This window comes from Sphingobium sp. ZW T5_29, assembly GCF_044987515.1.
In the GTDB taxonomy this organism is placed as follows: Bacteria; Pseudomonadota; Alphaproteobacteria; order Sphingomonadales; family Sphingomonadaceae; genus Sphingobium.
Genome location: NZ_JBJDRM010000005.1, coordinates 145,404 through 167,746 on the forward strand (window position 1 = coordinate 145,404; position 22,343 = coordinate 167,746).

Consider the following 22,343-nt stretch of genomic DNA (forward strand, 5'->3'; position numbering starts at 1 on the left):
TGAAAGTCACGCCCTGGCGCCGCCGTCCCCCTCCCCCTGAATGGAGCAATCGGTTAAGCAAGCCAAAACTTCTTGGGTCTAGAGCGCTAAGTCATGCGGTTATCTACAATCACCAACTGGGCCTATGGAGCCACCGTGGCGCTGACCTTGGCGTCCGGCGCGACCATGCTCATGGCGTCCAGTGCCGAGCAGGCCGAGCGCGCCGCAGTCGAACAGAGGGCGGCGCTGGACCAGATGACCAGCGCCTTGCTGGAGGACAGCTATCGGCAGACCGAACAGGCGCGGGCTTACGCCATTACCGGCGACCCGACCCATGTGATCGCCTATCGCCGTGAAAAGGCGGCCTTGCGATCAGTCGAACAACGGATTGCGCATTTCCGGGATGTCGGGGCGGGCCCGAATGAGCTAAACGCTCTTCATCAGGCGCTCCAATTGGTGGACGGGCTGACCGAGGAGCAGGAAGCCGCCATTTCCGCCGCCCAATCGGGCAATGGCGAAACCGCCCGCGCGATCCTGTTCGGAAATGAATATGGGCGGGAACTGGACAATGCCGCGGCGCAGGTCGCCAGATTCCAATATATCCTCGATCAACGCACCGAAGCCACGGTGCTGCGCGCGACGGAAGCCGCCCGGCAATGGCGCCGCATGTCCGAAATCATGCTGGGCGCGACGGCACTGCTGTTCCTGTGTGTGCTCTATTTCATCCTCAAGCAACGCATCCTTCGCCCTGTCGTCAGGTTGAGTGATGTCGTGACGCGGCTTGCCGCCCATGATTTTGAGGCGATCCCGCCGGATTTTCGCCAGGTGGATGAAATAGGCGACATGGCGCAGGCCATCCGCATTTTCCGCGAAAACGGCCTTGAACGGCAGCGGCTGGAGCAGGAACGCGACGCCGACCGGATCATGCGCGACTTGCTTTCCCGCATGACGCAACGGCTTCAGGGCTGCGACAGCACCGGCGACCTGGTCGAGGTCGTGCGCCGCTTCGCACCAGAAATCGCTACCGGTTTTGCAGGGCGGCTGTATATCCATGACGCGCGGCGCAATGCCATGCGCCAAGCCTGCGAATGGCTATCCCCCGCCGCATCGGTCACGGAATTTTCGCCTGGAGCCTGCTGGGCGCTACGTCGTGGGCAGATGCACAAACCCACCGGTGAGATGATCGACATTCCCTGCGAACACCTTGGCGAGGGTCTGATAAGGCCCACCATCTGCGTTCCCCTGTCTGTTCAGGGCGAAAGCATCGGGCTGCTCTACTTCGAAGAACCTGAAACCGTGCTCCCCGAACAGCGGGAACGAGCCGAAAAATATCTGGAAATGCTGGCTGAAAATATTGGCCTTGCCCTGGCCAATCTGCGGTTGCGCGATGCCCTGCGCGAAATGGCCATGGTCGATGCCCTGACCGGCTTGGCCAACCGGCGGCGATTTGACATGGCGCTGGCTGATGAAACTAGCCGGTCTGAACGCACCAGTTCGCCATTGGCCTGTCTGATGGTCGACATCGATCATTTCAAGCGCTTCAACGACAGCCACGGCCATGATGCGGGCGATGAGGTGCTGCGGGCCGTGGGTGGCGTGTTGAACGATGCGTTGCGCGAGGATGGATATGCATTCCGTCTGGGTGGGGAGGAATTCGTGCTGCTGATGCCGGGATTCAATGTGGATCAGGCGATGGCGCGAGCGCGGCAGGTGCAGGATCAAATCCGCAACCTGCGCGTGGAACATCGGCGTCAGGAAGTTGGGCCGATCACCGCGTCTTTCGGGCTGGCGGTGTTTCCCGTTCACGGCCGCGCCGAAACATTGGTACAGACGGCGGACGCCGCCCTGCTGCGCGCCAAGGCGCAGGGGCGCGACCAGATCGTCGTTGCGGCGGTGCGCGACGGCACATCAGCGCTGGGCTGATCCCTCCTCCAGCAATCCTTCATGCAGACGGACGACGCGGTCCATCTTTTCCGCCAGCCGCTCATTATGCGTCGCCACCAGAGCGGCGGACCCTTCTTCGCGGACGAGACGGAGAAATTCAGCCAGAACGATATCGGCGGTGCGCTCGTCCAGATTGCCGGTCGGCTCATCCGCCAGCACCAGCGCCGGACGGTTGGCCAGCGCGCGGGCGACGGCGACGCGCTGCTGTTCGCCCCCGGACAACTGGCTGGGCCGGTGATCGAGCCGATGGCCAAGGCCCAGCGACGTCAGCAGCGATTCGGCGCGTGCCCGTGCGAACTCCATTTCCCGATCGCGAATGACCTGGGGCAGGATGACATTTTCGGCGGCGTTAAAATCCGGCAGTAGATGATGAAATTGATAGACAAAGCCCAGCGCGTCACGGCGCAGGCGGGTGCGACCGTCATTGTCCAGCTTGGCCGCTTCCTCTCCATCGATGCGGATCGACCCGTCAAACCCGCCTTCCAGCAGTCCGACCGCCTGCAAGAGCGTGGACTTGCCCGAACCCGACGGCCCGAGCAGCGCCACGATCTCTCCCTTCCCTACGGTGAGGTCGATGCCCCGCAGCACGTCGATGGTGACGCCGCCCTGCGTGAAACTGCGCCTCAGCCCGGAAACCTTCAATATGTCATTCATAGCGCAGCACCTGCACGGGATCGGTATTGGCCGCCTTGAAAGCCGGATAGAGCGTGGCGAGGAAACTGAAGATCAGCGCCATCAGGCAGATGGTAACAATCTCCACGGGGTCAGGCTTGGAGGGCAGTTCCGTCAGGAAACGGATCGAAGGATCCCACAGATTTTGCCCGGTGACGAACTGAATCGCATTAACCACGCTTTGCCGGAAGAACAGGAATGTAAAGCCCAGCACCATGCCAGCGGCCATGCCCAGCGAACCGATGGTAACACCCACAGTCATGAAGATCTTGACCAGCCCTACGCGGCTGGCCCCCATCGTCCGAAGGATCGCAATGTCGCGCGTCTTGGCGCGGACGAGCATGATCAGGGACGACAGGATGTTGAACACCGCCACCAGCACGATGATCGAAAGCACAACGAACATCGCGACGCGTTCGACCGCCAGCGCTTCGAACAGGGAAGCGTTCATCTGTCGCCAGTCAGTGACCACGGCACGCCCGGCGACTTTCCCGGCCAGTGGCTGAAGGATGGCGCCAACTCGATCGGCGTCCACCGTCTCCACTTCGATCATGCCGACGACATCGCCCAGCATCAGGAGGGTCTGTGCATCCTCCATCGGCATGACGACGAATGCCTTGTCATAATCATAGACGCCCACCTCGAAAATTACCGCGACCTGATAGGCAACTTGCCGGGGCACGGTGCCGAAAGGGGTCGAGCGGCCAGCCGGGTTGATGATGGTCAGGCTGTCGCCAAGCTGCACGCCCAGATTTTCGGCCAGCCGCGATCCGATGGCGATCTTGCTGCCATTGGGGACAAGGTCATCGAAATTCCCCGCCAGCACTTTCGCCTTGAGCGTAGAGTTGGTGCGGATGTCATTCACGGTCATCCCGCGCACCAGCACCGCTTCCACTCTTCCCTGAAAGCTGCCTAGCAGTGGCTGTTCGATCAGCGGCGTCGCGCTGGTGACACCCGGCGTCGCCTTCGCTTCCTTCAGCACCACCCGCCAATCGGGTAGGCGCCCGCCATAGCCCTGGACCACGGCATGTCCGTTCAGGCCCACGATCTTGTCGAACAGCTCCGCCCGGAAGCCGTTCATCACGCTCATCACGATGATAAGTGCCGCAACGCCCAGCATCACCGCAGCAAGGCTAATTCCTGCGACAAGGAATATGAAGCCCTCGCCCTTGCCGGGCAGCAGATAGCGCTTGGCGATCATGCGTTCATAACGAGATAATATCATGCGGCGCGAACGGCCCTTTAAGGAAGGATGTACCCTGCCCGTCTAGCAGGCTATCGGGTAACGGCAAGCGCCACAGAATGTTGCAGTCGAGCCACAGGGGCTTGAGGAAAATCATTCAACCCGGAAATAGCCCGTGACAGCCGCGCTCAGTAGCCATAGCAACGTCATCGAAGCACAGGTAAAAATGGCCGTGGTTCAGGGATCCTGCATCCCGCTTTGAGCTTAGGGGGCTGAAAAGCGGTTGAGGCAGACCATAGGGGGAGACGAGAAATCGTCCATTAGTGCCCGGATCGTGAAAACACGATCCGGGCACTTTTGATTCCAGCGTGATAAATCTGTCGATGCCTGATTGCATCACCTTGAAACCGAAAACGGCCCAACCATATCGCTGTAGCTCGACCGCCAAATGGGGCCGGGCATCGTATCGCCGGATGCCTTTTGAGGATTCGGCATGATCATTTTGCTCTGATGGAGATGATGACAATGCGTAGCTTTGACCTAACCCCCTATCGCCGCTCTACTGTGGGTTTCGACCGTCTTTTCGACCTGATCGAAAATAATGCCCGGTTGCAGCAGGGCGACAATTATCCTCCGTTCAACATCGAACGCCTGTCGGAAGACCGCTATCGTGTGACCTTGGCGGTCGCAGGATTCCGGGCCGAGGAAATCGACATCACCGCTCAGCAAAATCTGCTGCAGGTGGTCGGTCGGAAAGACGATTCGGTGAATGACCGCAGCAAGTTCCTGCATGTCGGCATCGCCAACCGCAGTTTTGAGCGCCGCTTTGAGCTGGCCGATTTCGTGCGGGTGGAAAAGGCCGATCTGGCCGATGGGCTGTTGACCATCGAACTTGTTCGTGAGGTCCCCGAAGCGATGAAGCCCAAGAAGATCGCCGTTAATGGCGGTCAGCTTATCGACGTCAGCAAAGACCGCGACGCCGCCTGATCGGGCTATTGAACGGAAAAAACATGGGGCGCGGCTGATGCTCGCGCCCCTTTTTACTGATCAAATCTCGACCTGGCTTCCCAGTTCCACAACCCTGTTGGTGGGCAGACGGAAAAATTCCATCGCACTTTCCGCATTTCGCAGCATCCAGGCGAATATTTTTTCCCGCCACAGCGGCATGCCCGGATTTGCCGATGGCAGCAACGTTTGGCGCGCGAGGAAGAAACTGGTGTCCATCATCTTGAACGCCTGCCCACAACCCGACACATTTTTGAGCGCGGCAGGCACGTCTGGTTCTTGCATGAAACCATATTGAAGGACGAGGCGGAAGAAGCCCCTGCCCAGATCCTCCAACTTGCAGCGCCCGTCATCTTCCACGACCGGCACATCTCGGATCTTGACGGTCAGCAGGATCACCCGTTCGTGCAACACCTTGTTATGCTTAAGGTTATGCAACAGTGCGTGAGGGACTCCATTTGATGTGGAGGTCATGAAAACGGCGGTGCCGGGCACCCGCACCGCGCTATTGGCTGCGGACGCAACGAACACCGGGATGGGCATCGCGGCTTCACGCAACCGATCCTGCACCAGTCTGCGCCCGCGCGACCAGGTCGTCAGCAAAGTGAAAATTACAAAGCCGATCAGTAGCGGGAACCAGCCGCCATCGGGCACTTTGGTGAAGTTCGCGGCAAGATATGCGCCATCCACCAGGAAGAATACCGCCAGCAGCGGCGCGGCATAATACCAGCGCCACTTCCACAATCTGTATAGCAGCACCGTCAGCAGCAGGTTGTCGATAAACATCGCTCCCGTCACCGCGATTCCATAGGCTGCGGTGAGGTTGGACGACGTCTGGAACACCAGCACCAGCAGGATGACCATGACCATCAGCCCCCAGTTGATCAGGGGGATGTATATCTGTCCGGCGGTGGACGCGCTGGTATGCGCTATGCGCAGGCGTGGCATGAAGCCCAACTGGATCGCCTGCTGGGTGACCGAGAAAGCACCGGAAATGACCGCCTGGCTGGCGATAATCGCCGCCATCGTCGCCAGCCCGACCAGCGGAAGTTGCGCCCATTGTGGTGCCAGATGATAGAAGGGACTCTCGAGCGCCGCAGCGCCTTCGCGGAACAACAGCGCACCCTGCCCCATATAATTCATCATGAGGGCCGGCAGGACAAATATGAGCCACGACACCCGGATCGGGCTGCGGCCAAAATGCCCCATGTCGGCATAGAGCGCCTCCGCCCCCGTCACCGCCAGCACCACGGCGCCCAGCGCCAGGAAAGCGGGCAACGGGTCAGTCACGAAAAACATGACCGCCCAATAGGGATTGAACGCGTATAGGATGCCCGGCGTCTGCGCCACACTGATGACGCCCAGCGTCGCAATCGTCACGAAATACAGCAGCATGATCGGGCCGAACAGCGTCGCCACCCGGTTGGTGCCCAGTCCCTGTATCCAGAACAGGCCAAGCAAGATCACGACAGCGGCGGGCAGGATGACCGGTTTAAGGCTGCTGTTATAGACCGCCAGCCCTTCGACAGCCGACAACACGGACACCGCAGGGGTAATCATGGAGTCGCCATAGAAAAGCGCGGTCGCGAACACGCCCAGCAATATGATGCCGCGCGACCATATCTGTGTCTTCGTCTGGCCGTTGATCAACGCCAACAGGGCCAGACTGCCGCCTTCGCCCTTATTGTCCGCCCGCATGATGATCGTGACATATTTCAATGTCACTACCAGCATCATCGACCAGAACATCAGGCTGATGACGCCCAGAATATGGTCGGCATCCAGTGCCAGATGATGATGGCCGGCAAAGGTTTCGCGGAAAGCGTAAAGCGGGCTGGTGCCGATATCGCCAAAAACGATACCGATGGCCCCTACCACCAGTTTAACCGTGGCCTTTTGCTTCGTATGCCCATGGCTATGCCCGTGCTCATCCTCTTCCCCGGGATGCGCAGGACCGTTCACTGTCGTATCAACCATAGGGGGAACGCCGAACCGTCATAAGCTACCGACACCCGAGCGAGGAGGAGTTGACCATGTCGTTGGCCAAGCTCGCAAAGTGGGCGCGCCCTATCATGGGTAAAATGCCCGTGCAACGTCGCACATATGTCCCATTACTGGCCCGCAGGCCTGGCCGCGAGCAGGATATCGATGCGGGCGATGGCGAATTGCAGTTCCGCCTTGATCCCCGACCCATCGGGCGCGCTCTGCACCAATGGGATCCAGATGTCCTTGGCCGCCTGCAACTCCCCCATGCCCGCAAGTGCGAGGCCATAGAAATAGCGCGGTCCCGGTGCCTGCGGATCGATCGCCATCGCGCGGCGGTAAGCAAAATCCGCACCGGGCGACACCACGCCGTCGGCATGGGCCACCAGCGCGTTGCCAAGGCCTAGCCAAAGATTGGCGTCATCCGGCGACTGCCTGAGGCCCGAAAGCAGCACATTAGCCGCCTCCTTCGTTTTTCCCTGCCTGCCCAGGCCGTCGGACAAGAGCAGCCACTGACCAGCGGGGCCATAGCGCTCCGCCAGACCGCGCCGCCGCTCAGCCAGTTCCTCGTTGAATTTTTCGGGCCCCGGAGTGGCGCCATGACGCGGGGCACCGACAAGACCGGGATTTCCCTGCCAGGCATAACCGGCTAGCCCCAGCAACAACACAGCGGCGGTAATTTCCCACGTAGCTCGTGGCATACGTCCCACCGCCAAGAGCATGAGCATCAAAGACAGGGCCAGCGCAAAGGCGATGATCCATCCCGTCACTGCCGTTTCCTCCTGATACGCCCGCGCAGCAACAACAAGCCCAGCCCAATCAGAAGGATCGGCGCGGCCCATAGTGGCCAAAGAATGGGATTGGTCGTTGGTTCATAGCTTACCCAATCGCCATAACGTTCGATCAGCCAAGCACGGATATGTTCTGGTTCTTCACCCGCCATGATCCGCTCGCGTATCTGGGACCGCATGTCCCCAGCCATACTGGCGTCGCTGTCGGCAATCGACTGGCTCTGACAGGTAAGGCACCGGATCGTTTCCATAAGCGCCTTTGCCTTGCGTTCCTGCGCCGGATCGCCGATCTGCCGATTGGCATAGGGCGCTGGCGGAAGTGCCGACTGCGCCATTACCGGCACCGGCACACTGAACAGTATCGCGATCAGGACAGCCAGCATCCTCATCGCGCATCCCTCAGCCGTTCGAGGATCATGGGGACATCGTCCGCGCGTATGTCGCCGACATGCTGATAAACGATACGCCCCTTGCCATCGATAACAAAGCTTTCGGGCACGCCGGACGATCCCATTGCGATCTGCACACCGCTGCGCGCGTCCAGGCCGATACGGGAATAGGGATTGCCATAACGGGCGAGGAAGCGGTCGACATCGGGACGCGCGTCACGAATGGCAATCGCGTCTATGTCTACCCCCTGCTGGGCGAGCGCCATAAGCTGCGGCGCTTCGGCGGCGCATGGCAGGCACCAGCTGGCGAAAATGTTCAGCAGTCTGGGCTGGCCCGTCGCCAACTGGCTGCTGGCAAGGCCCGGCCTGTCACTCGCCGCCGCCGGGAGTGAAAATGCGGGCAGAGCCTTGCCGACCAGCTTGGACGTGATCACCCTATCGTCCGGTTTCAGAAGACCGCTGGCAAATAGCGCGAGAAATGCCAGGAACAGGCCAAGGGGCAGCCAGATCAAAAGCTTCCTCACGCCGCCGCCCTTTCCCGCCATTTGAGCAGCCATCCGCGCCGTTCCCGGCCGATCAGCGCCAACGCGCCACCCAAGGCTATCATCATGCCGCCCAGCCAGATCAGGGTGACGAACGGTTTCCACCAGATGCGCAACTGCCAGCGGCCATCATCCGCCTCTTGGCCCAACACTACGTAAAGTTGGCCGTTCCAACGCGTCAATAACGCCGCTTCCGTGGTGGTGGTCGACGCGGAGGCGAAAAAGCGAGATTGGGGATGCAGCATGACAGGCGCGCCGCCGCCGCGCACGGCCTTGACATCAGCTTGCAACGCCGTCCAATTGTCCCCTGCTATGGGCGACATCCGGTTGAGCCGGAGCGTCCAGTCGCCCGCCTGCACGCGATCACCGGCCTTTACCGCAGCGAGCTTTTCGACGGTAAAGGCAGAATCGCTAGCCATGCCTGCCAGACTGACTGCACAGCCGAGATGCGCCATCACCATCCCATAGGTGAAAAGCGGGGTCCGACGAAGATTACGCTTCCATAGGGGCGCCAAGCTGCCCGCTCCGACAGCCAGAGCGACCACCAGTCCAAAGAACGGCAGGACGCCAATCCGCCCCCATGCCATCCACGCCAACAGCGCGACCGCCATGATGGCAATCCCCGCCGGGACGATCAGGCGGCGGGCAACCGCGCCCAGTTGATCCCGACGCCATCGCGTCAACGGCCCGACCGCCATGCCCAACATCAGGACAAGTGCGATTGGTCCGGCGATCCGGTCGAAATAGGGTGCGCCCACTGACACCTTGTGACCAAATGCTTCGGTCATCAGAGGATATAGGGTGCCGATCAGGACCAGGCCCAATATCACCGTCAGCAACAGATTATTGACCACAAGCATGGTTTCGCGACTGACCAGTTCAAACGGCGCACCTTCCCGCACGGCGCCCACACGCCAGCCGAACAGGGCCAACGCGCCGCCGATGTAGAAACCCAGCAGCACGAGGATGAATGTCCCACGCTCAGGATCGACGGCGAACGCATGGACACTCGTCAATATGCCCGACCGGACGAGAAAAGTGCCAACCATCGACATGGAAAAGGCGATGACCGCCAGCATCACAGTCCACGCCCTCAACGCGTCGCGCGTCGCCAGCACCGTAACGCTGTGCAGCAGAGCCGTCGCGGCCAGCCATGGCATGAGCGACGCGTTCTCTACCGGGTCCCAGAACCACCATCCGCCCCAGCCAAGCTCATAATAGGCCCAATAGCTGCCAGCGGTGATGCCCAGCGTCAGGAGTATCCATGCGCCCAATACCCATGGCCGCATGGCACGAGCGAACGCCGCATCAACCCGTCGGGTCAGCAACGCGCCAATAGCGAAGGAAAATGCAACCGACAGCCCGACATAGCCCAGGTAAAGCGTCGGGGGATGAAAGGCGAGACCGGGGTCCTGCAGCAGCGGGTTCAGCCCCTGGCCGTCAGCAGGCGCTGGATCGACCCGGGCAAAGGGGTTGGAGGCAAACAGCAGGAACGCGTAAAACCCAAGGCTGATCGCCGCCTGCCCGCCCAGCGTCGCCATATGCGTGTCCTGGCGCAATGCCCGCTCGAACAACGCGATCGCTGCCCCCGCGACGCCCATCACGGTCACCCACAGCAGCATGGACCCTTCATGATTGCCCCAAGTCCCAGCAAATTTGTAGAGCCATGGCTTCATCGAATGGCTGTTGTTCACAACCAGCAACACCGACATGTCCGACCGCAGGAACAGCGCGATTAACAGGGCAAAGGCGAAGGTGATAAGCCCCCCTTGCGCCACGGCAATCGGCCGGACGGAACCCAGAAGCTCCTGCTTGCCGCCCGCCAGGCCGAAACCCACCAGCGCCAGTTGAAGCAATGCCAGCGCAAATGCCAGCCAAAGCGCGATCAGCCCCGCCTCAGCGATCATGCGCGCTGGTCCCGGACGTGCCGAGCTGCAATAGCTGCACGCAGCTTCACTGCTCTGCCTTCATCTGACGGGTCGTTTCATTATAGTTCATGCCTTCCAGTTCGCGAGGCATGTAGCGTTCGTCATGCTTGGCGAGCAGGTTCGTTGCGACGAAAGTACCCGCCGAATCGAACGCCCCCTCCGCCACGACGCCAGAACCTTCGCGAAACAGATCCGGGGATATTCCCTTGAAGGACGCGGGCACCGTCGCCTTTCCGTCCGTGACTTCGAACTGGATGGTGACGCCGTCGGCAGCGTGCTTGAGGCTGCCTTTCACGACCATGCCGCCCAGCCGGACCGCCTTTCCAGGTTCGACACCTTTAGTCCGCACATCTGCGGGTGCGTAGAAATAGGCCGCTTCGTCACGAAGGGCGGACGCTGCCAACAGCGCCGCGCCGACCAATGCGACGAGCGCGGCCAGCGCCAGAGTCAACCGTTGATGCTTCGCCTTCATGACCGCTCCGACAATTTCTGCACAGCCGCCTCGGCGCTGCGCATCGTGCGCCAGCATCGCAGGCACAGCAGCAATGTGGCTGAAAATGTCAGCGCATATGCGCCGATGACGAAGGCCCACTGATTCATGATGCTATCCCCGCGCCATCCGTTGCATGCGGGCTTCGACCTTGGCCTCCGCCAGGATGGTACGCATCCGCATCAGCACAATGGCACCAAAGAGCAGGGTAAACCCAACCAGCGTCAGGCCAAGCGGCCATAGCAGCGCCATGTCGATGCTGGACCCGCGCATGGTGATACTTGGTCCCTGGTGCAGGCTGTTCCACCAGACCACCGACCGATTGATGATTGGGATGTTGATCGCGCCCACCAACCCGAAAATAGCTGTCGTGGGGCTGACGCCGCCCTGCGCCTGTCGCGCGCTGGCGCTGGCAAGCGCGATGTAACCCAGATATAGGAAAAGCAGCACGAGCATGGAGGTCATGCGGCCATCCCATTCCCACCACGTGCCCCAGGTTGGCCGTCCCCATATCGATCCGGTCGCCAGGCAGATGGCCGTAAACAACGCCCCCGGTGCCGCGATGGCCTGACCTGCGACCGCTGCCAAGGGATGGCGCCATACCAGTTGCATGAGGGCCGCCACGGCGATCCCTCCCCATCCGGCCATGCCCAGCCACGCCGCGGGCACATGGATGTAGAGAATTCGCACCGTTTCGCCCTGAAGATAGTCGGGCGGCGTCACAAACAATCCACAGAACGCGCCGGTCAAAAGCAGGATCAAGCCAAGCCAGAAAAGCCAGCCGGTAAGGGGCCGTGCGATGTTCAGGAACCGGGCGGGATTGGCAAAGCGATGCATTTGAAGGCTCTTTAGCGCCCCCCCGGCATCAATGCCAGTGGCGCTTTCAAACGTCGCATATCGTGGAAAATATATTCATTGGACGGCCATCCGGCGCTTTTTTGTGACAGGCAGGCGACAAATCCGTATCGAGTCACTATATGCGCGCCACACACCGCTGTTGCTGCGGTCAGGATCGGCAATGGACCCGCTCGCACCCATGTTTACAACAAACCCGTTCGATGATGACAAGCTGCGTGAAGAATGCGGCATTTTTGGTGTCTTTCAGGCCGAAACTGCTTCGGCCATCACCGCCCTCGGGCTGCACGCCCTACAGCATCGCGGGCAGGAAGCAGCTGGAATCACCAGCTGGGATGGACATGATTTCCACACCCATCGCGCAATGGGACATGTCGCGGGCAATTTCGACCGCGATGATGTGATTCGCAGCCTCCCGGGCGGCGCGGCCTGTGGCCATGTGCGATATTCGACCACTGGCGAAACCTCGCTTCGCAACGTGCAGCCGCTATATGCCGAACTCAATTCCGGCGGTTTCGCAATCGCTCATAACGGCAATATTTCCAATGCGATGAAACTGCGCCGCGAACTCATCCGCCGCGGCTCGATATTCCAGTCGACCTCCGATACCGAAGTCATCATCCATCTGGTTGCGACGTCCACCTACAGGACGTTGCTGGACAAATTCATCGACGCCCTGAAACAGATCGAAGGCGCCTATTCGCTCATAGTTATGACCCCGGAAGGCATGATCGCCTGCCGTGATCCGCTGGGCATACGGCCGCTGGTCATGGGCAAATTGGGTGATACGACCATCTTTGCGTCGGAAACCGTGGCGTTCGATGTGGTCGGTGCGGACTATATCCGTTCAATCGACCCCGGCGAACTGGTCATCGTCACCCATGACGGGGAAGTGCGCAGCCATCGTCCCTTCGGCGAAAACCATGCCCGCCCCTGCATTTTCGAACATGTCTATTTCAGCCGTCCCGATTCGATCGTGGACGGTTCCAGCGTCTATTCGGTTCGCAAGGCCATCGGCGCACAGCTCGCGATCGAAAACCCGGTCAATGCCGATCTGGTCATTCCCGTCCCCGATAGCGGCGTCCCCGCGGCCATCGGCTATGCGCAACAATCGGGCATCCCATTCGAGCTGGGTATCATCCGGTCGCACTATATTGGCCGCACCTTCATCCAGCCGGGTGACAAGGTCCGTCACCTGGGCGTGAAGTTGAAGCACAACGCCAACCGCGCGCTGATCGCGGGCAAGCGTGTCGTATTGATCGACGATTCGATCGTGCGCGGAACTACCAGCCTGAAAATCGTGCAGATGATGCGCGAAGCGGGCGCAAGCGAAGTACATATGCGCATCGCCAGCCCCCCGACCAAGCACAGCTGCTTTTACGGGGTCGATACCCCCGAACGCACGAAGTTGCTCGCCCATCGGCTAGACATTGGCGGCATGCAGGATTTCATACACGCCGACAGCCTGTCCTTCGTTTCGATCGATGGCCTGTACAAGGCTCTGGGCGAAGCCAAGCGCGCGGACATCCGACCGCAATATTGCGACGCCTGCTTTACCGGCGATTATCCAACCACACTCACCGATCAGGACGAGGTCGCGGTAAAGAGCCAGTTTGAACTCCTCGCCGAACGGGTCGTCTGACCGGCGATAACTCGACGGCGGCCTGATACGATGGCCGCCATTTCCTCCCACCTTCACGATCAGGCCCCACGGCAGCCGAGGGGTAAAAGGGATGTCTCATGTCCACCCTTCCTCTTTCCGGTAAGCTCGCCCTCGTCACTGGCGCCAGCCGGGGCATTGGCGCAGCGACGGCGCAAGCGCTTGGCGCGGCGGGCGCACATGTCATCTTGACCGCCCGCACCGCTGGGGGTCTTGAGGAAGTGGAGGAGGCCATCCACGCCGCTGGCGGCAGTGCGACCATCGCCCCACTCGATCTGATCGACGGCGAAAGCATCGGTCGCCTGGCTCAGGCGATTTCAGGCCGCTGGCAGGCGCTTGACATATTGGTGCTGAACGCCGCCACGCTGGGGAGCCTGGCGGCCGTCCCGGCGATCGACACCAAGGAATTTGCCAAGCAACTGACGCTCAACATTGCAGCGCCTCAGGCTTTGATAGCGGCATTTGACCCCATGCTGCGGGCTAGCAGCGACGCGCGGGTAGTCGCGCTCACATCCACCGTCGCCACCGCGCCGCGCGCTTATTGGGGGGCTTATGGCGCGTCTAAGGCGGCGCTTGAAACGCTGGTCAGCGCCTATGGCGAGGAGGTGAAGAATATCTCCGCGATCCGCACCCACATCGTCAATCCGGGCGCGACGCGCACCGTAATGCGCGCGCGCGCCTATCCTGGCGAAGATCCGGCAAAGCTGAAGGGACCCGAAGTGGTCGGACAGGCGATTGTCGACTTGGTACTGGCCGATCATCCCAACGGCTATCGCTGCCGCTTAGATTGATCGTTAGCCGGGCTTGACCAGCGTCACCTGCGCCACATTGATGGTGCCGCTACGAAAGCCGCCTTCGCAATACATGAGATAATAGCGCCACAGGGCGACAAAATGCTGGTCGAAACTGACCGGCAAAAGCCCTTGATCGATCGCCCGGTCGAAACGGTCCCGCCAGCGTTTCAATGTTTCGGCATAGTGCAGCCCGAAATAATTAACGTCATGCCATTCAAGCCCCTTCTGCTCTGCTAGCGCGCGGAATCGGCTTTCCGAAATCAGCATGCCGCCGGGAAAGATGTAGGTCTGGATGAAGTCGGCGCCGCGCGCATAGCGGTCGAAAATCGCGTCATCGATCAGAATATATTGGATCGCAGCCCTGCCGCCCGGCTTCAGCAACCGATCGATCGCTGCCAGATAGGTGGGCCAGTAGCGTTGGCCTACAGCCTCTACCATTTCCACGCTGGCAATGGCGTCATATTGGCCGGACGCATCGCGATAATCGGTCAGAAGAATATTCGCCCCCGGCCCCAACCGATCACGCGCATATTCCGCCTGTTCCACCGACAATGTCACGCCGTCATACTGGATCGCGTAGCGATCCATCGCCTGTTCGGCCAAACCGCCCCAGCCACAGCCGATTTCCAGTAACCGGGCGCCGTCGCGCAAGTTTAATCGGTCCAGAATAGCGTCCACCTTGCGCTGCTGGGCACGCTCCAGACTTTCGATACGGCTGTCAGGGTCGATGAACAAGGCGCTGGAATAGTGCATGTTTCTGTCCAACCAAAGGCGGTAGAAATCATTGCCCAGATCATAATGATAGGCGATGTTCTTGCGCGATCCGCTATGGCTGTTGCGCCTTGCCCAATGCACGGCCATGCCGATCCAGCGGCCCGGCCCCCGTGGCCGCGCGACATTGCCCAGCGCGACGGCGTTGACCATGAACAACTCAAACAATGGAACGGGGTCGGGACTGGTCCACTCTCCCGCCGCCCAGGCCTGATACCATCCCACCGATCCGCCCAGGGCCAGTCGCAGTAAAGCTCGCCAACGGACAAGATGCACTTCGCATGCCGGGCCAGGGCCACGCCCCCCCAATATCCGCACCGTGCCGTCAGGCAGCACGGCTTCGATCCTGCCCGCCTCAAGCCCTGCATCAACCCGGTCCAGCAACCGATGCAATAGCGACCCTGCCATGCGCGCAGCCCAACGCCCGCGCCTTTGCCCGGAAAGTTGACGGAGGGACAAAGCGCGCCTGCCGCGTCGGGGATCGATAGCGTTCATCCTGTCACCTCTGCCCGCTGGCTGCCCGCCGCGCAATCACCCCTTGACGCTCCGATAGGCCGCCAAGGCTCGCTCGCGCGCTTCCTGGTGCCCCACGCGCTTCGGGGGATAGTCCGAAGGGCGGACATTGTGGAAATCGGGATCATGAATGGCCTTGTCATCCAATTGCGCCAGTTCGGGCACCCATTGCCTGATATAGTCAGCCGCATCGAATTTTGGAGACTGAACGAGCGGCGCCATGATCCGGGAAAAGATATTCGCGTCCACGCCGCTGCCCGCAACCCACTGCCAGTTCACGCTGTTGTTGGCATAATCTGCATCCACCAGCGTATCCCAGAACCAACGAGCGCCATGACGCCAGTCGATCAGCAGATGCTTGATCAGGAAGCTGGCAGCGATCATCCGCACGCGATTGTGCATCCATCCGGTTGCCCACAACTGGCGCATGCCCGCATCGACGATGGGATATCCCGTCAGTCCCTGTTTCCAGGCGGTGAGGTCCGCTCCCGCCTCACGCAAGTCACGCCAAGGCATGCGATCGAAGTGGACCCGCGCATTTTTCGACCCATATTCCGGCATCTCCCATATCTGCACATGGGCATAATCCCGCCAGATCAGCTCCTTGAGGAATGTCGTCGCATCGCCGCTCGCGCCGCTGATCTGATGCCATGTGCGGGCAGGCGACACTTCGCCAAAGTGAAGATGGGGCGACAGCCGTGATGTGCCCTCGCAGGACGGCAGGTTTCGTGCCCTGTCATAGTCGCCGACCTCATCCACAAAGTCATTCAGCCGATCGACCGCCCCCGCTTCACCGGGCGTCCATTCAGTGCCGAATCCTGACGCCCAGTCAGGATGGATGGGCAGCAGCTTCCATTGGGAAAGTGTTTCGCTGACCGGCCATTTTGCTGGACCGTCGATCCGTGAAGGTGACGGTGTCGGGCTGGCAGGGGGCATATGCTCCATCAAGGCGCGGGAAAAAGGGGTATAGATGCGATAGGGCGTGCCACCCCCGGTCTTCAGGCGATCCGGCGGCAGGAGCAAACCCCCATCATGAAGCACCAGATCGAGCTTGCGAGCGACGGCCCTTTCGGCATTTCGCCACCATGGTTCCAGATGCGACAGGGCATGAACCCGGCGGGCCCCGGTTTCCCGCGCCAGCCGTTCCAACTCGTCCGCACTTCCGCCCTGACGCAGGATCAGCCGCGATCCGCGTTCTTTCAGGTCACGCGCAAGGCTCGCCAAACTGTGATGCAACCACCAGCGTTGCGCGCCGCCCATCTTCCATGCCTTCGGCGCTGCATCATCCAAAATATAGACCGGGATAACCGGCCCCTCCGCCATCGCGGCGGTGAGGGCGGCCTGGTCGGCCAGGCGCAGGTCCTGACGGAACCAGAGTATGACGGGATCGGACATCCCCCACAGATGCCACCTGTCCCGCGTAAGTCCAGCCCTCTCCCCAATTCGGCGCGAAAACCCTTCCGCACATGGCCGACGCAGATTTTGGCTATTGGAAGAATGGCGGTTCCCCGCCTATCGTCGGCATTCAACGATATGGCGACGGGGCGACCTTCGCCGGAAGCAACGATCAGGGGACGTCATGGCGTCGATGCCGAACGATTCAGAACTGGGATATAGGCCATGCGTCGGAGTGATGCTGGTCAATATGGAGGGCAAGGTTTTCGTCGGCCAACGGCTCGATAACAAGGTCGAGGCCTGGCAGATGCCGCAGGGTGGCATCGATGACGGCGAAGATGCAAAGGCGGCCGCCCTGCGTGAGTTGGGAGAAGAAACCGGCATCGACGGCGTTCACGTCGAAATTATCGCCAAGGCGCGGGATGAACATTTCTACGACTTGCCGCCGGAATTGATCGGCAAGCTATGGGGCGGCGCATTTCGCGGCCAGCGACAGGTCTGGTTCCTGGCCCGGTTCCTGGGCAGCGACGACCATATCGACATCCAGACCAAACACCCCGAATTTCGGGATTGGAGGTGGGTCGATCCTGAAATGCTGCCCGACATCATCGTGCCGTTCAAACGCAAGCTATATCGCGACATCCTGCAGGAATTCAGGACGTTGATCTGAGAAAGGTTGATTTGGCGCGCCTTCCCGGCTGCGCTCATTTTGTCATGCACCGTTGTCTGATTCTGCCTCTCCTGCTCATTCCGGTCCCGGCATGGGCAAATGCCCCTGCGTTGCTGCCATCTTCGGTGCGCGAAATGCTGGAAGCCGCCATCGCCAACGGCAATGAAAGCGAAATCGCAACTGTCGCCAAGGTCGCCAAACAGACAAATCCCGCTTCCGCCGACGAAATTCAACGCATGGTCAACAGTTGGAAGGAACGGACCAAGACGACGCACGACGCGATCGTACGGGAAGCGCGTTTTTCAGAGCTTTGGACGGGACGGCTGGAGGCCGGAGGTTTCCGATCCACCGGATCGACCAGTGAGATCGGCTTGAGCGCCAATTTATCGCTCAAGCGCACCGGTCTGCAATGGTCGCACAAGCTGAGCGCGAGTGCGGATTATCGCCGGGCCAACGGCGTCACGTCACGCGAACGCTATACCGCCAGCTACGAACCCCGGTTCGAATTCAACCCGCGCGGATTTTCCTATGGTCTGGCGCAGTTCGAACGCGATACATCAATCGGCTATGACGAACGCTACACAGCGTCCGTCGGCGTGGGTTACAAGCTGATCGTGAGCAACCCGCTGGACTTGGCGGTGGATATCGGGCCATCGGTGCGCCACGCTAAATATGTCAGTGGCGAGCGGGAAACCAAATTCGGCGCTCGTGCATCGATGGACGTCGTGTGGCGACTGGCGCCCGGTCTGACCCTGAAACAGTTGGCTTCGGGCTATGCCGAAAGGGACGTCTACACGCTGAACTCTCTCACATCGATAGAGACAAAGGTCACCACGCGGTGGTCCGCAGCCTTGTCCTATACCGTCCAATATGAATCCGAAACACTGCTGTCCGCGCGCGATTTCGATACGTTGAGCCGCCTGACACTGACTTATGATTTCTGACCGGATCGACTGCTGCCCAAGACTGGAGGCGCAGCCCATGGTCTGATAGGTTCTCACCATGAAGGACCTTTTGCCGTCCGATCAAAAGCTTCTGGAACGCGCCGCCGCTTTCCCCATGCTCGCGCTGGTGCAGCGATGGGCGGGCGTGAACAGCGGATCGCGCAACCTGTATGGCCTGGCATCGATGGCAGGCCTGCTGGCGGATAGCTTCGCCGTCCTTCCCGGCGAAATTGAACTGATAACCCCTGAGCCGGTGGAGATCATCGCCCCCGATGGTCGCGCGGAAACGATTGAGCATGGCAGTCACCTCCACCTGATGGTGAGGCCAGACGCGCCGGTCCGGCTGCTGTTGACCGGCCATATGGATACGGTATTTCCGTCCGACCATGCGTTTCAGTCCTGTCGCTGGATCGATAGAGATCTGCTGAACGGTCCGGGAGTAGCGGACATGAAGGGTGGGCTGGCAGTGATGCTGGCGGCGTTGCAGGCTTTCGAGACATCTGCCGATGCGCAAAAGATCGGCTATGACATTGTGATCAACAGCGATGAGGAAGTGGGCAGCCCCTCCTCTGCCGGGTTGTTGCGCCGGGCTGCTGAGGGAAAGCTGGCCGCCCTGACCTATGAGCCATGCCTTCCCGACGGGACCCTGGCCGGTGCGCGGGCGGGGAGCGGCAATTTCTCTTTCATCGTGACGGGGCGCAGCGCCCATGCCGGTCGCAATCCCGAAGATGGACGCAACGCTTTGCTGGCGGCGGCGGATCTGGCGCTGCGGCTTAAAGGGGCCAGTGGCACGGGCTTTACCTGCAACCCGGCCAGGATCGATGGCGGCGCGCCCAATAATGTCGTTCCCGACCATGCTATATTGCGGGCAAACTTCCGCCCCCGATCACCACAGGATGAGCGAAATGCGAGGGACAGTCTGGAACAACTGGCCCAACAGGTGGCACGGGAACATGACGTAGCGATCCACATTCACGGCGGTTTTGGACGCCCGCCCAAACCGATGGATGCGCGCGCGTCCGCTTTATTTTCCCTTGTGCGGGAATGCGGCGCGGAACTGGGCCTTCCGCTCAGCTGGCGCGACACGGGTGGCGTGTGCGACGGCAATAACATCGCCGCCTGCGGGGTGCCGGTCGTGGACACGATGGGCGTGCGCGGCGGAAACATTCACAGCGACGCGGAATATCTGATCGTCTCCAGCCTGAGTGAGCGGGCTCAGCTATCCGCCCTCACCTTGCAGCGCATCGCACAGGGCCGTTTTTCTGCAGGAGGGATGGTTTGAGCTTTTTCATGCGAACCGCGCGTGCCGACGATTTGCAGACGCTTTACGAGATGGCGAAGCTGACGGGCGGAGGGTTCACCAATCTCCCAGCCGACCGTGGCGCGCTCGCCGCCAAGCTCGAACGCACCGAACGGGCATTGGCGCGGGAAGGCGACGGTGTCGAAGATGAATTGATCGTCATGGTGCTGGAAAATGGCGCGACGGGGCAGATTCGCGGGACTTGTCAGATATTCGCTGTGGTCGGGCGCAACTGGCCCTTCTATTCCTATCGGCTGGGCGCCCTGACCCAGCACAGCCGGGAATTGTCACGCACTTTCCGTGCCGAAACCCTGTCACTGGTCACTGACCTGGAAGGCGCGACTGAAGTCGGCGGCCTGTTCCTGCACCCGCGCGAACGGGCTGAGGGGCTGGGCCTGCTGCTCGCGCGCAGCCGCTATCTCTATATCCGTAACCACCGATCCCGCTTTGGCGACCGCATCATCGCGGAACTGCGAGGCGTGATCGACGAGGCAGGTGGATCGCCCTTTTGGGACGGGCTGGCAGGCCGCTTCTTTGGCATGAGTTTTCAGGAAGCGGACGAATTCAACGCGATCCATGGCAACCAGTTCATCGCCGATCTGATGCCGCGAGCGCCCATTTATACCGCCATGCTGAACGATAGCGCGCGGGCGGTCATCGGCTTGCCCCACCCCAATGGCCGCGCGGCAATGCGCATGCTGGAAACAGAAGGGTTCGCCAATCCCGGTTATATCGACATTTTCGACGGCGGCCCGACCATGGTGGGGGAGATCAACTCGCTCAGGACCATCGTGAATGCGCAAGACGTGACTCTGTCCGCCATTCACGAATCCGGCGGGGAAAAGATGTTGGTCACCTCCGGGCGGCTGGCCAGCTATCGCTGCACTTACGGATTCATCAACAAGGGGGATGATGGTTCAATCTCGCTGGACCAGAACAGCGCAAAGATTTTGGGAATAGGGCCAGGCGATATATTCTCCATGGCGGCGCGGGCATGACCGTCAGGGAAATCAACTTCGACGGCCTGATCGGCCCCAGCCATAATTATGCGGGGCTTAGCATAGGCAACCTCGCCTCGACCAAAAATGCAGGCGAAATATCGCGGCCGCGTGACGCCGCGCTGCAGGGCGTGGAAAAGATGCGGACGAACATCGGGCTGGGCCTGACCCAGGGCATATTTCTACCCCAATGGCGGCCCGACGCGGGATGGCTTTCCGCCCTTGGCACCGACATCACCAATGCCGATCCACATATCCGCGCGGCGGCCATGTCCGCTTCATCCATGTGGGCAGCCAACGCCGCGACTGTATCGCCAGCAGCCGACACGGTTGACGGGCGCACTCACCTGACGGTCGCAAACCTGGTCACTATGCCGCATCGCAGCCATGAATGGCCGCAAACGCTCAAGCAGTTGCGCGTAGCCTTTTCCGACCAGAATGCCTTCACCGTCCATTCGCCCATCCCTCCGCCTTTCGGAGACGAAGGGGCCGCCAACCATATGCGGATGTGCCAAAGCCACGACCTGCCGGGGGTGGAAATATTCGTCTACGGCCCGGCAACAGCGCAGTTTCCAGCACGTCAGCATTTGGAAGCGAGCAAAGCAGTCGCCCGGCTCCATCAGCTCGACCCGGCACAAACATTGTTCGTCATGCAATCGGAAGAAGCGATCGCCGCAGGGGCCTTTCACAACGATGTCGTGGCCGTCGCCAACGAACACGTGCTCTTCACGCACGAATTAGCCTTCGCACGGAAGGATCGCTTCTACACGGATCTGCGGGAGCGCTTACCTTCCGTCCAGATTATCGAAGTGCCAGCCAGCGCGGTGAGCCTGGCCGACGCCATCCGCAGCTATCTGTTCAACGCTCAACTTGTGACCATAGCTGAAGGAGGCATGGCGCTGATCCTGCCTTCCGAAGCGCGGGACGTTCCTGCCGTATGGAACTGGCTGGAAGGCTTGGTGGCGGGCAATGGGCCGATCCGCCAAATCATCCCCGTTGATGTGCATCAGTCCATGGCGAACGGTGGCGGACCTGCATGCCTTCGCCTGCGCGTCGTCGCCGACCCCGCCAATGTCGATCCCCGCTTCCTTGTCAACGAAGCGAAACTGGATCAGATCGCCGCGATCATCAGCCAATATTGGCCCGAAGAAATCGCGCCGGGCGACCTTGCCGACACCCGCCTGATCGCCCGGATAGAACAATCGTGGTTAACGCTTGTTGACCATCTGCAACTTTCAGGCGACCTAATGCCTTAGTCAGATATTGACCAAGCATGGCGGTTATGGACCGGATCAAACGCCTTTTCACGATCAAGACCAAGTTCGAGGCGTTTCTCGTCATCTACGCGCTTGCGCTGGGCGCTACCGAGCGCGGCCTTGTCTATTTGCAGCAATATCCCGGCACTGGCGGTCATCTCCTCGCGCTGGCCTGCACCGGAACCGTTTTCATGGCGGGCGGCAAGATATTGGACGCGGTTGAGCTTCAGCGCCGCTATTCCGCCTGACCGCCCGACAAGATCGACAGTGACTCGTTGACC

22 protein-coding genes are annotated in these 22,343 nt (G+C 60.7%); 10 read left to right on the forward strand and 12 right to left on the reverse strand.

What is annotated here, in order from left to right; all coding sequences use genetic code 11:
- The first annotated feature begins 93 nt into the window (after nt 1–93).
- The gene (locus tag ACI3KQ_RS05930; protein WP_404955720.1) at nt 94–1,902 is read left to right on the forward strand and encodes a diguanylate cyclase; all 1,809 of its coding nucleotides are present in this window, start codon (nt 94–96) and stop codon (nt 1,900–1,902) included.
- Here ACI3KQ_RS05930 and ACI3KQ_RS05935 read toward each other — a convergent pair.
- On the reverse strand, nt 1,888–2,577 hold the full coding sequence (locus tag ACI3KQ_RS05935; RefSeq protein WP_404955722.1) for an ABC transporter ATP-binding protein: 690 nt from the start codon (nt 2,575–2,577) through the stop codon (nt 1,888–1,890). The two genes, ACI3KQ_RS05930 and ACI3KQ_RS05935, sit on opposite strands and share 15 nt — an antisense overlap.
- On the reverse strand, nt 2,570–3,820 hold the full coding sequence (locus ACI3KQ_RS05940; RefSeq protein WP_404955723.1) for a lipoprotein-releasing ABC transporter permease subunit: 1,251 nt from the start codon (nt 3,818–3,820) through the stop codon (nt 2,570–2,572). Before ACI3KQ_RS05940 ends, ACI3KQ_RS05935 begins: the two co-directional genes overlap by 8 nt.
- Before the next feature lie 477 nt (nt 3,821–4,297).
- On the opposite strand from ACI3KQ_RS05940, the gene ACI3KQ_RS05945 reads away from it, so the two are divergent.
- Complete coding sequence (locus tag ACI3KQ_RS05945; protein ID WP_404955725.1) at nt 4,298–4,765, forward strand: Hsp20 family protein; 468 nt, start codon at nt 4,298–4,300, stop codon at nt 4,763–4,765.
- A gap of 60 nt (nt 4,766–4,825) precedes the next feature.
- Here ACI3KQ_RS05945 and ACI3KQ_RS05950 read toward each other — a convergent pair whose 3' ends face one another.
- From ACI3KQ_RS05950 to ccmC, 8 genes are all read right to left on the reverse strand, one after another.
- Entirely contained in the window at nt 4,826–6,760 is a 1,935-nt protein-coding gene (locus ACI3KQ_RS05950) for a potassium transporter Kup (RefSeq protein ID WP_404955727.1), read from the reverse strand.
- A gap of 134 nt (nt 6,761–6,894) precedes the next feature.
- Entirely contained in the window at nt 6,895–7,536 is a 642-nt protein-coding gene (locus tag ACI3KQ_RS05955; RefSeq protein ID WP_404955729.1) for a tetratricopeptide repeat protein, read from the reverse strand.
- A complete protein-coding gene (locus tag ACI3KQ_RS05960; protein WP_404955731.1) occupies nt 7,533–7,946 on the reverse strand; it encodes a cytochrome c-type biogenesis protein CcmH in 414 nt (137 codons plus the stop codon). Before ACI3KQ_RS05960 ends, ACI3KQ_RS05955 begins: the two co-directional genes overlap by 4 nt.
- Entirely contained in the window at nt 7,943–8,470 is a 528-nt protein-coding gene (locus tag ACI3KQ_RS05965; protein WP_404955733.1) for a redoxin family protein, read from the reverse strand. The genes ACI3KQ_RS05960 and ACI3KQ_RS05965 overlap by 4 nt, the downstream gene beginning before the upstream one ends.
- Nucleotides 8,467–10,395, reverse strand: coding sequence for a heme lyase CcmF/NrfE family subunit (locus ACI3KQ_RS05970; RefSeq protein ID WP_404955735.1), 1,929 nt, complete (start codon nt 10,393–10,395; stop codon nt 8,467–8,469). The genes ACI3KQ_RS05965 and ACI3KQ_RS05970 overlap by 4 nt, the downstream gene beginning before the upstream one ends.
- Nucleotides 10,396–10,441: 46 nt before the next feature.
- Nucleotides 10,442–10,888 (reverse strand): cytochrome c maturation protein CcmE, encoded by a 447-nt coding sequence (ccmE, locus tag ACI3KQ_RS05975; protein WP_404955737.1) that lies wholly within the window; start codon nt 10,886–10,888, stop codon nt 10,442–10,444.
- The gene (locus ACI3KQ_RS05980) at nt 10,885–11,016 is read right to left on the reverse strand and encodes a hypothetical protein (RefSeq protein WP_404955738.1); all 132 of its coding nucleotides are present in this window, start codon (nt 11,014–11,016) and stop codon (nt 10,885–10,887) included. Before ACI3KQ_RS05980 ends, ccmE begins: the two co-directional genes overlap by 4 nt.
- A 4-nt stretch (nt 11,017–11,020) precedes the next feature.
- On the reverse strand, nt 11,021–11,743 hold the full coding sequence (gene ccmC / locus ACI3KQ_RS05985) for a heme ABC transporter permease CcmC (RefSeq protein WP_404955740.1): 723 nt from the start codon (nt 11,741–11,743) through the stop codon (nt 11,021–11,023).
- A 199-nt stretch (nt 11,744–11,942) separates the two neighbouring features.
- Here ccmC and purF point away from each other — a divergent pair, with 199 nt between their 5' ends.
- A complete protein-coding gene (gene purF / locus ACI3KQ_RS05990; RefSeq protein ID WP_404955741.1) occupies nt 11,943–13,403 on the forward strand; it encodes an amidophosphoribosyltransferase in 1,461 nt (486 codons plus the stop codon).
- Between the two features lie 98 nt (nt 13,404–13,501).
- Nucleotides 13,502–14,212, forward strand: coding sequence for an SDR family NAD(P)-dependent oxidoreductase (locus ACI3KQ_RS05995; protein WP_404955743.1), 711 nt, complete (start codon nt 13,502–13,504; stop codon nt 14,210–14,212).
- A gap of 3 nt (nt 14,213–14,215) precedes the next feature.
- Here the strand turns inward: ACI3KQ_RS05995 and ACI3KQ_RS06000 are convergent, their stop codons facing one another.
- Both ACI3KQ_RS06000 and ACI3KQ_RS06005 read right to left on the reverse strand, forming a co-directional pair.
- Nucleotides 14,216–15,481 (reverse strand): class I SAM-dependent methyltransferase, encoded by a 1,266-nt coding sequence (locus ACI3KQ_RS06000; protein ID WP_404955745.1) that lies wholly within the window; start codon nt 15,479–15,481, stop codon nt 14,216–14,218.
- Nucleotides 15,482–15,517: 36 nt separating this feature from the next.
- A complete protein-coding gene (locus tag ACI3KQ_RS06005) occupies nt 15,518–16,894 on the reverse strand; it encodes a cryptochrome/photolyase family protein (protein WP_404955747.1) in 1,377 nt (458 codons plus the stop codon).
- 184 nt (nt 16,895–17,078) lie between these two features.
- On the opposite strand from ACI3KQ_RS06005, the gene ACI3KQ_RS06010 reads away from it, so the two are divergent.
- The 6 genes from ACI3KQ_RS06010 to ACI3KQ_RS06035 are packed head-to-tail and all read left to right on the forward strand — an operon-like array spanning nt 17,079 to nt 22,310.
- Nucleotides 17,079–17,564, forward strand: a complete 486-nt coding sequence (locus ACI3KQ_RS06010; RefSeq protein ID WP_404955749.1) for an RNA pyrophosphohydrolase — start codon at nt 17,079–17,081, stop codon at nt 17,562–17,564.
- 44 nt (nt 17,565–17,608) lie between these two features.
- A complete protein-coding gene (locus ACI3KQ_RS06015; protein ID WP_404955751.1) occupies nt 17,609–18,508 on the forward strand; it encodes a YdiY family protein in 900 nt (299 codons plus the stop codon).
- A 58-nt stretch (nt 18,509–18,566) separates the two neighbouring features.
- On the forward strand, nt 18,567–19,790 hold the full coding sequence (locus tag ACI3KQ_RS06020) for a hydrolase (RefSeq protein ID WP_404955753.1): 1,224 nt from the start codon (nt 18,567–18,569) through the stop codon (nt 19,788–19,790).
- Nucleotides 19,787–20,806 (forward strand): arginine N-succinyltransferase, encoded by a 1,020-nt coding sequence (locus tag ACI3KQ_RS06025; RefSeq protein ID WP_404955755.1) that lies wholly within the window; start codon nt 19,787–19,789, stop codon nt 20,804–20,806. The genes ACI3KQ_RS06020 and ACI3KQ_RS06025 overlap by 4 nt, the downstream gene beginning before the upstream one ends.
- Nucleotides 20,803–22,062 carry an N-succinylarginine dihydrolase gene (locus ACI3KQ_RS06030; RefSeq protein ID WP_404955756.1) on the forward strand — a complete coding sequence of 420 codons (1,260 nt, stop codon included), beginning with the start codon at nt 20,803–20,805 and terminating at the stop codon, nt 22,060–22,062. The genes ACI3KQ_RS06025 and ACI3KQ_RS06030 overlap by 4 nt, the downstream gene beginning before the upstream one ends.
- A 26-nt stretch (nt 22,063–22,088) precedes the next feature.
- Nucleotides 22,089–22,310, forward strand: coding sequence for a hypothetical protein (locus ACI3KQ_RS06035; protein ID WP_404955758.1), 222 nt, complete (start codon nt 22,089–22,091; stop codon nt 22,308–22,310).
- Nucleotides 22,311–22,343 lie beyond the last annotated feature (33 nt).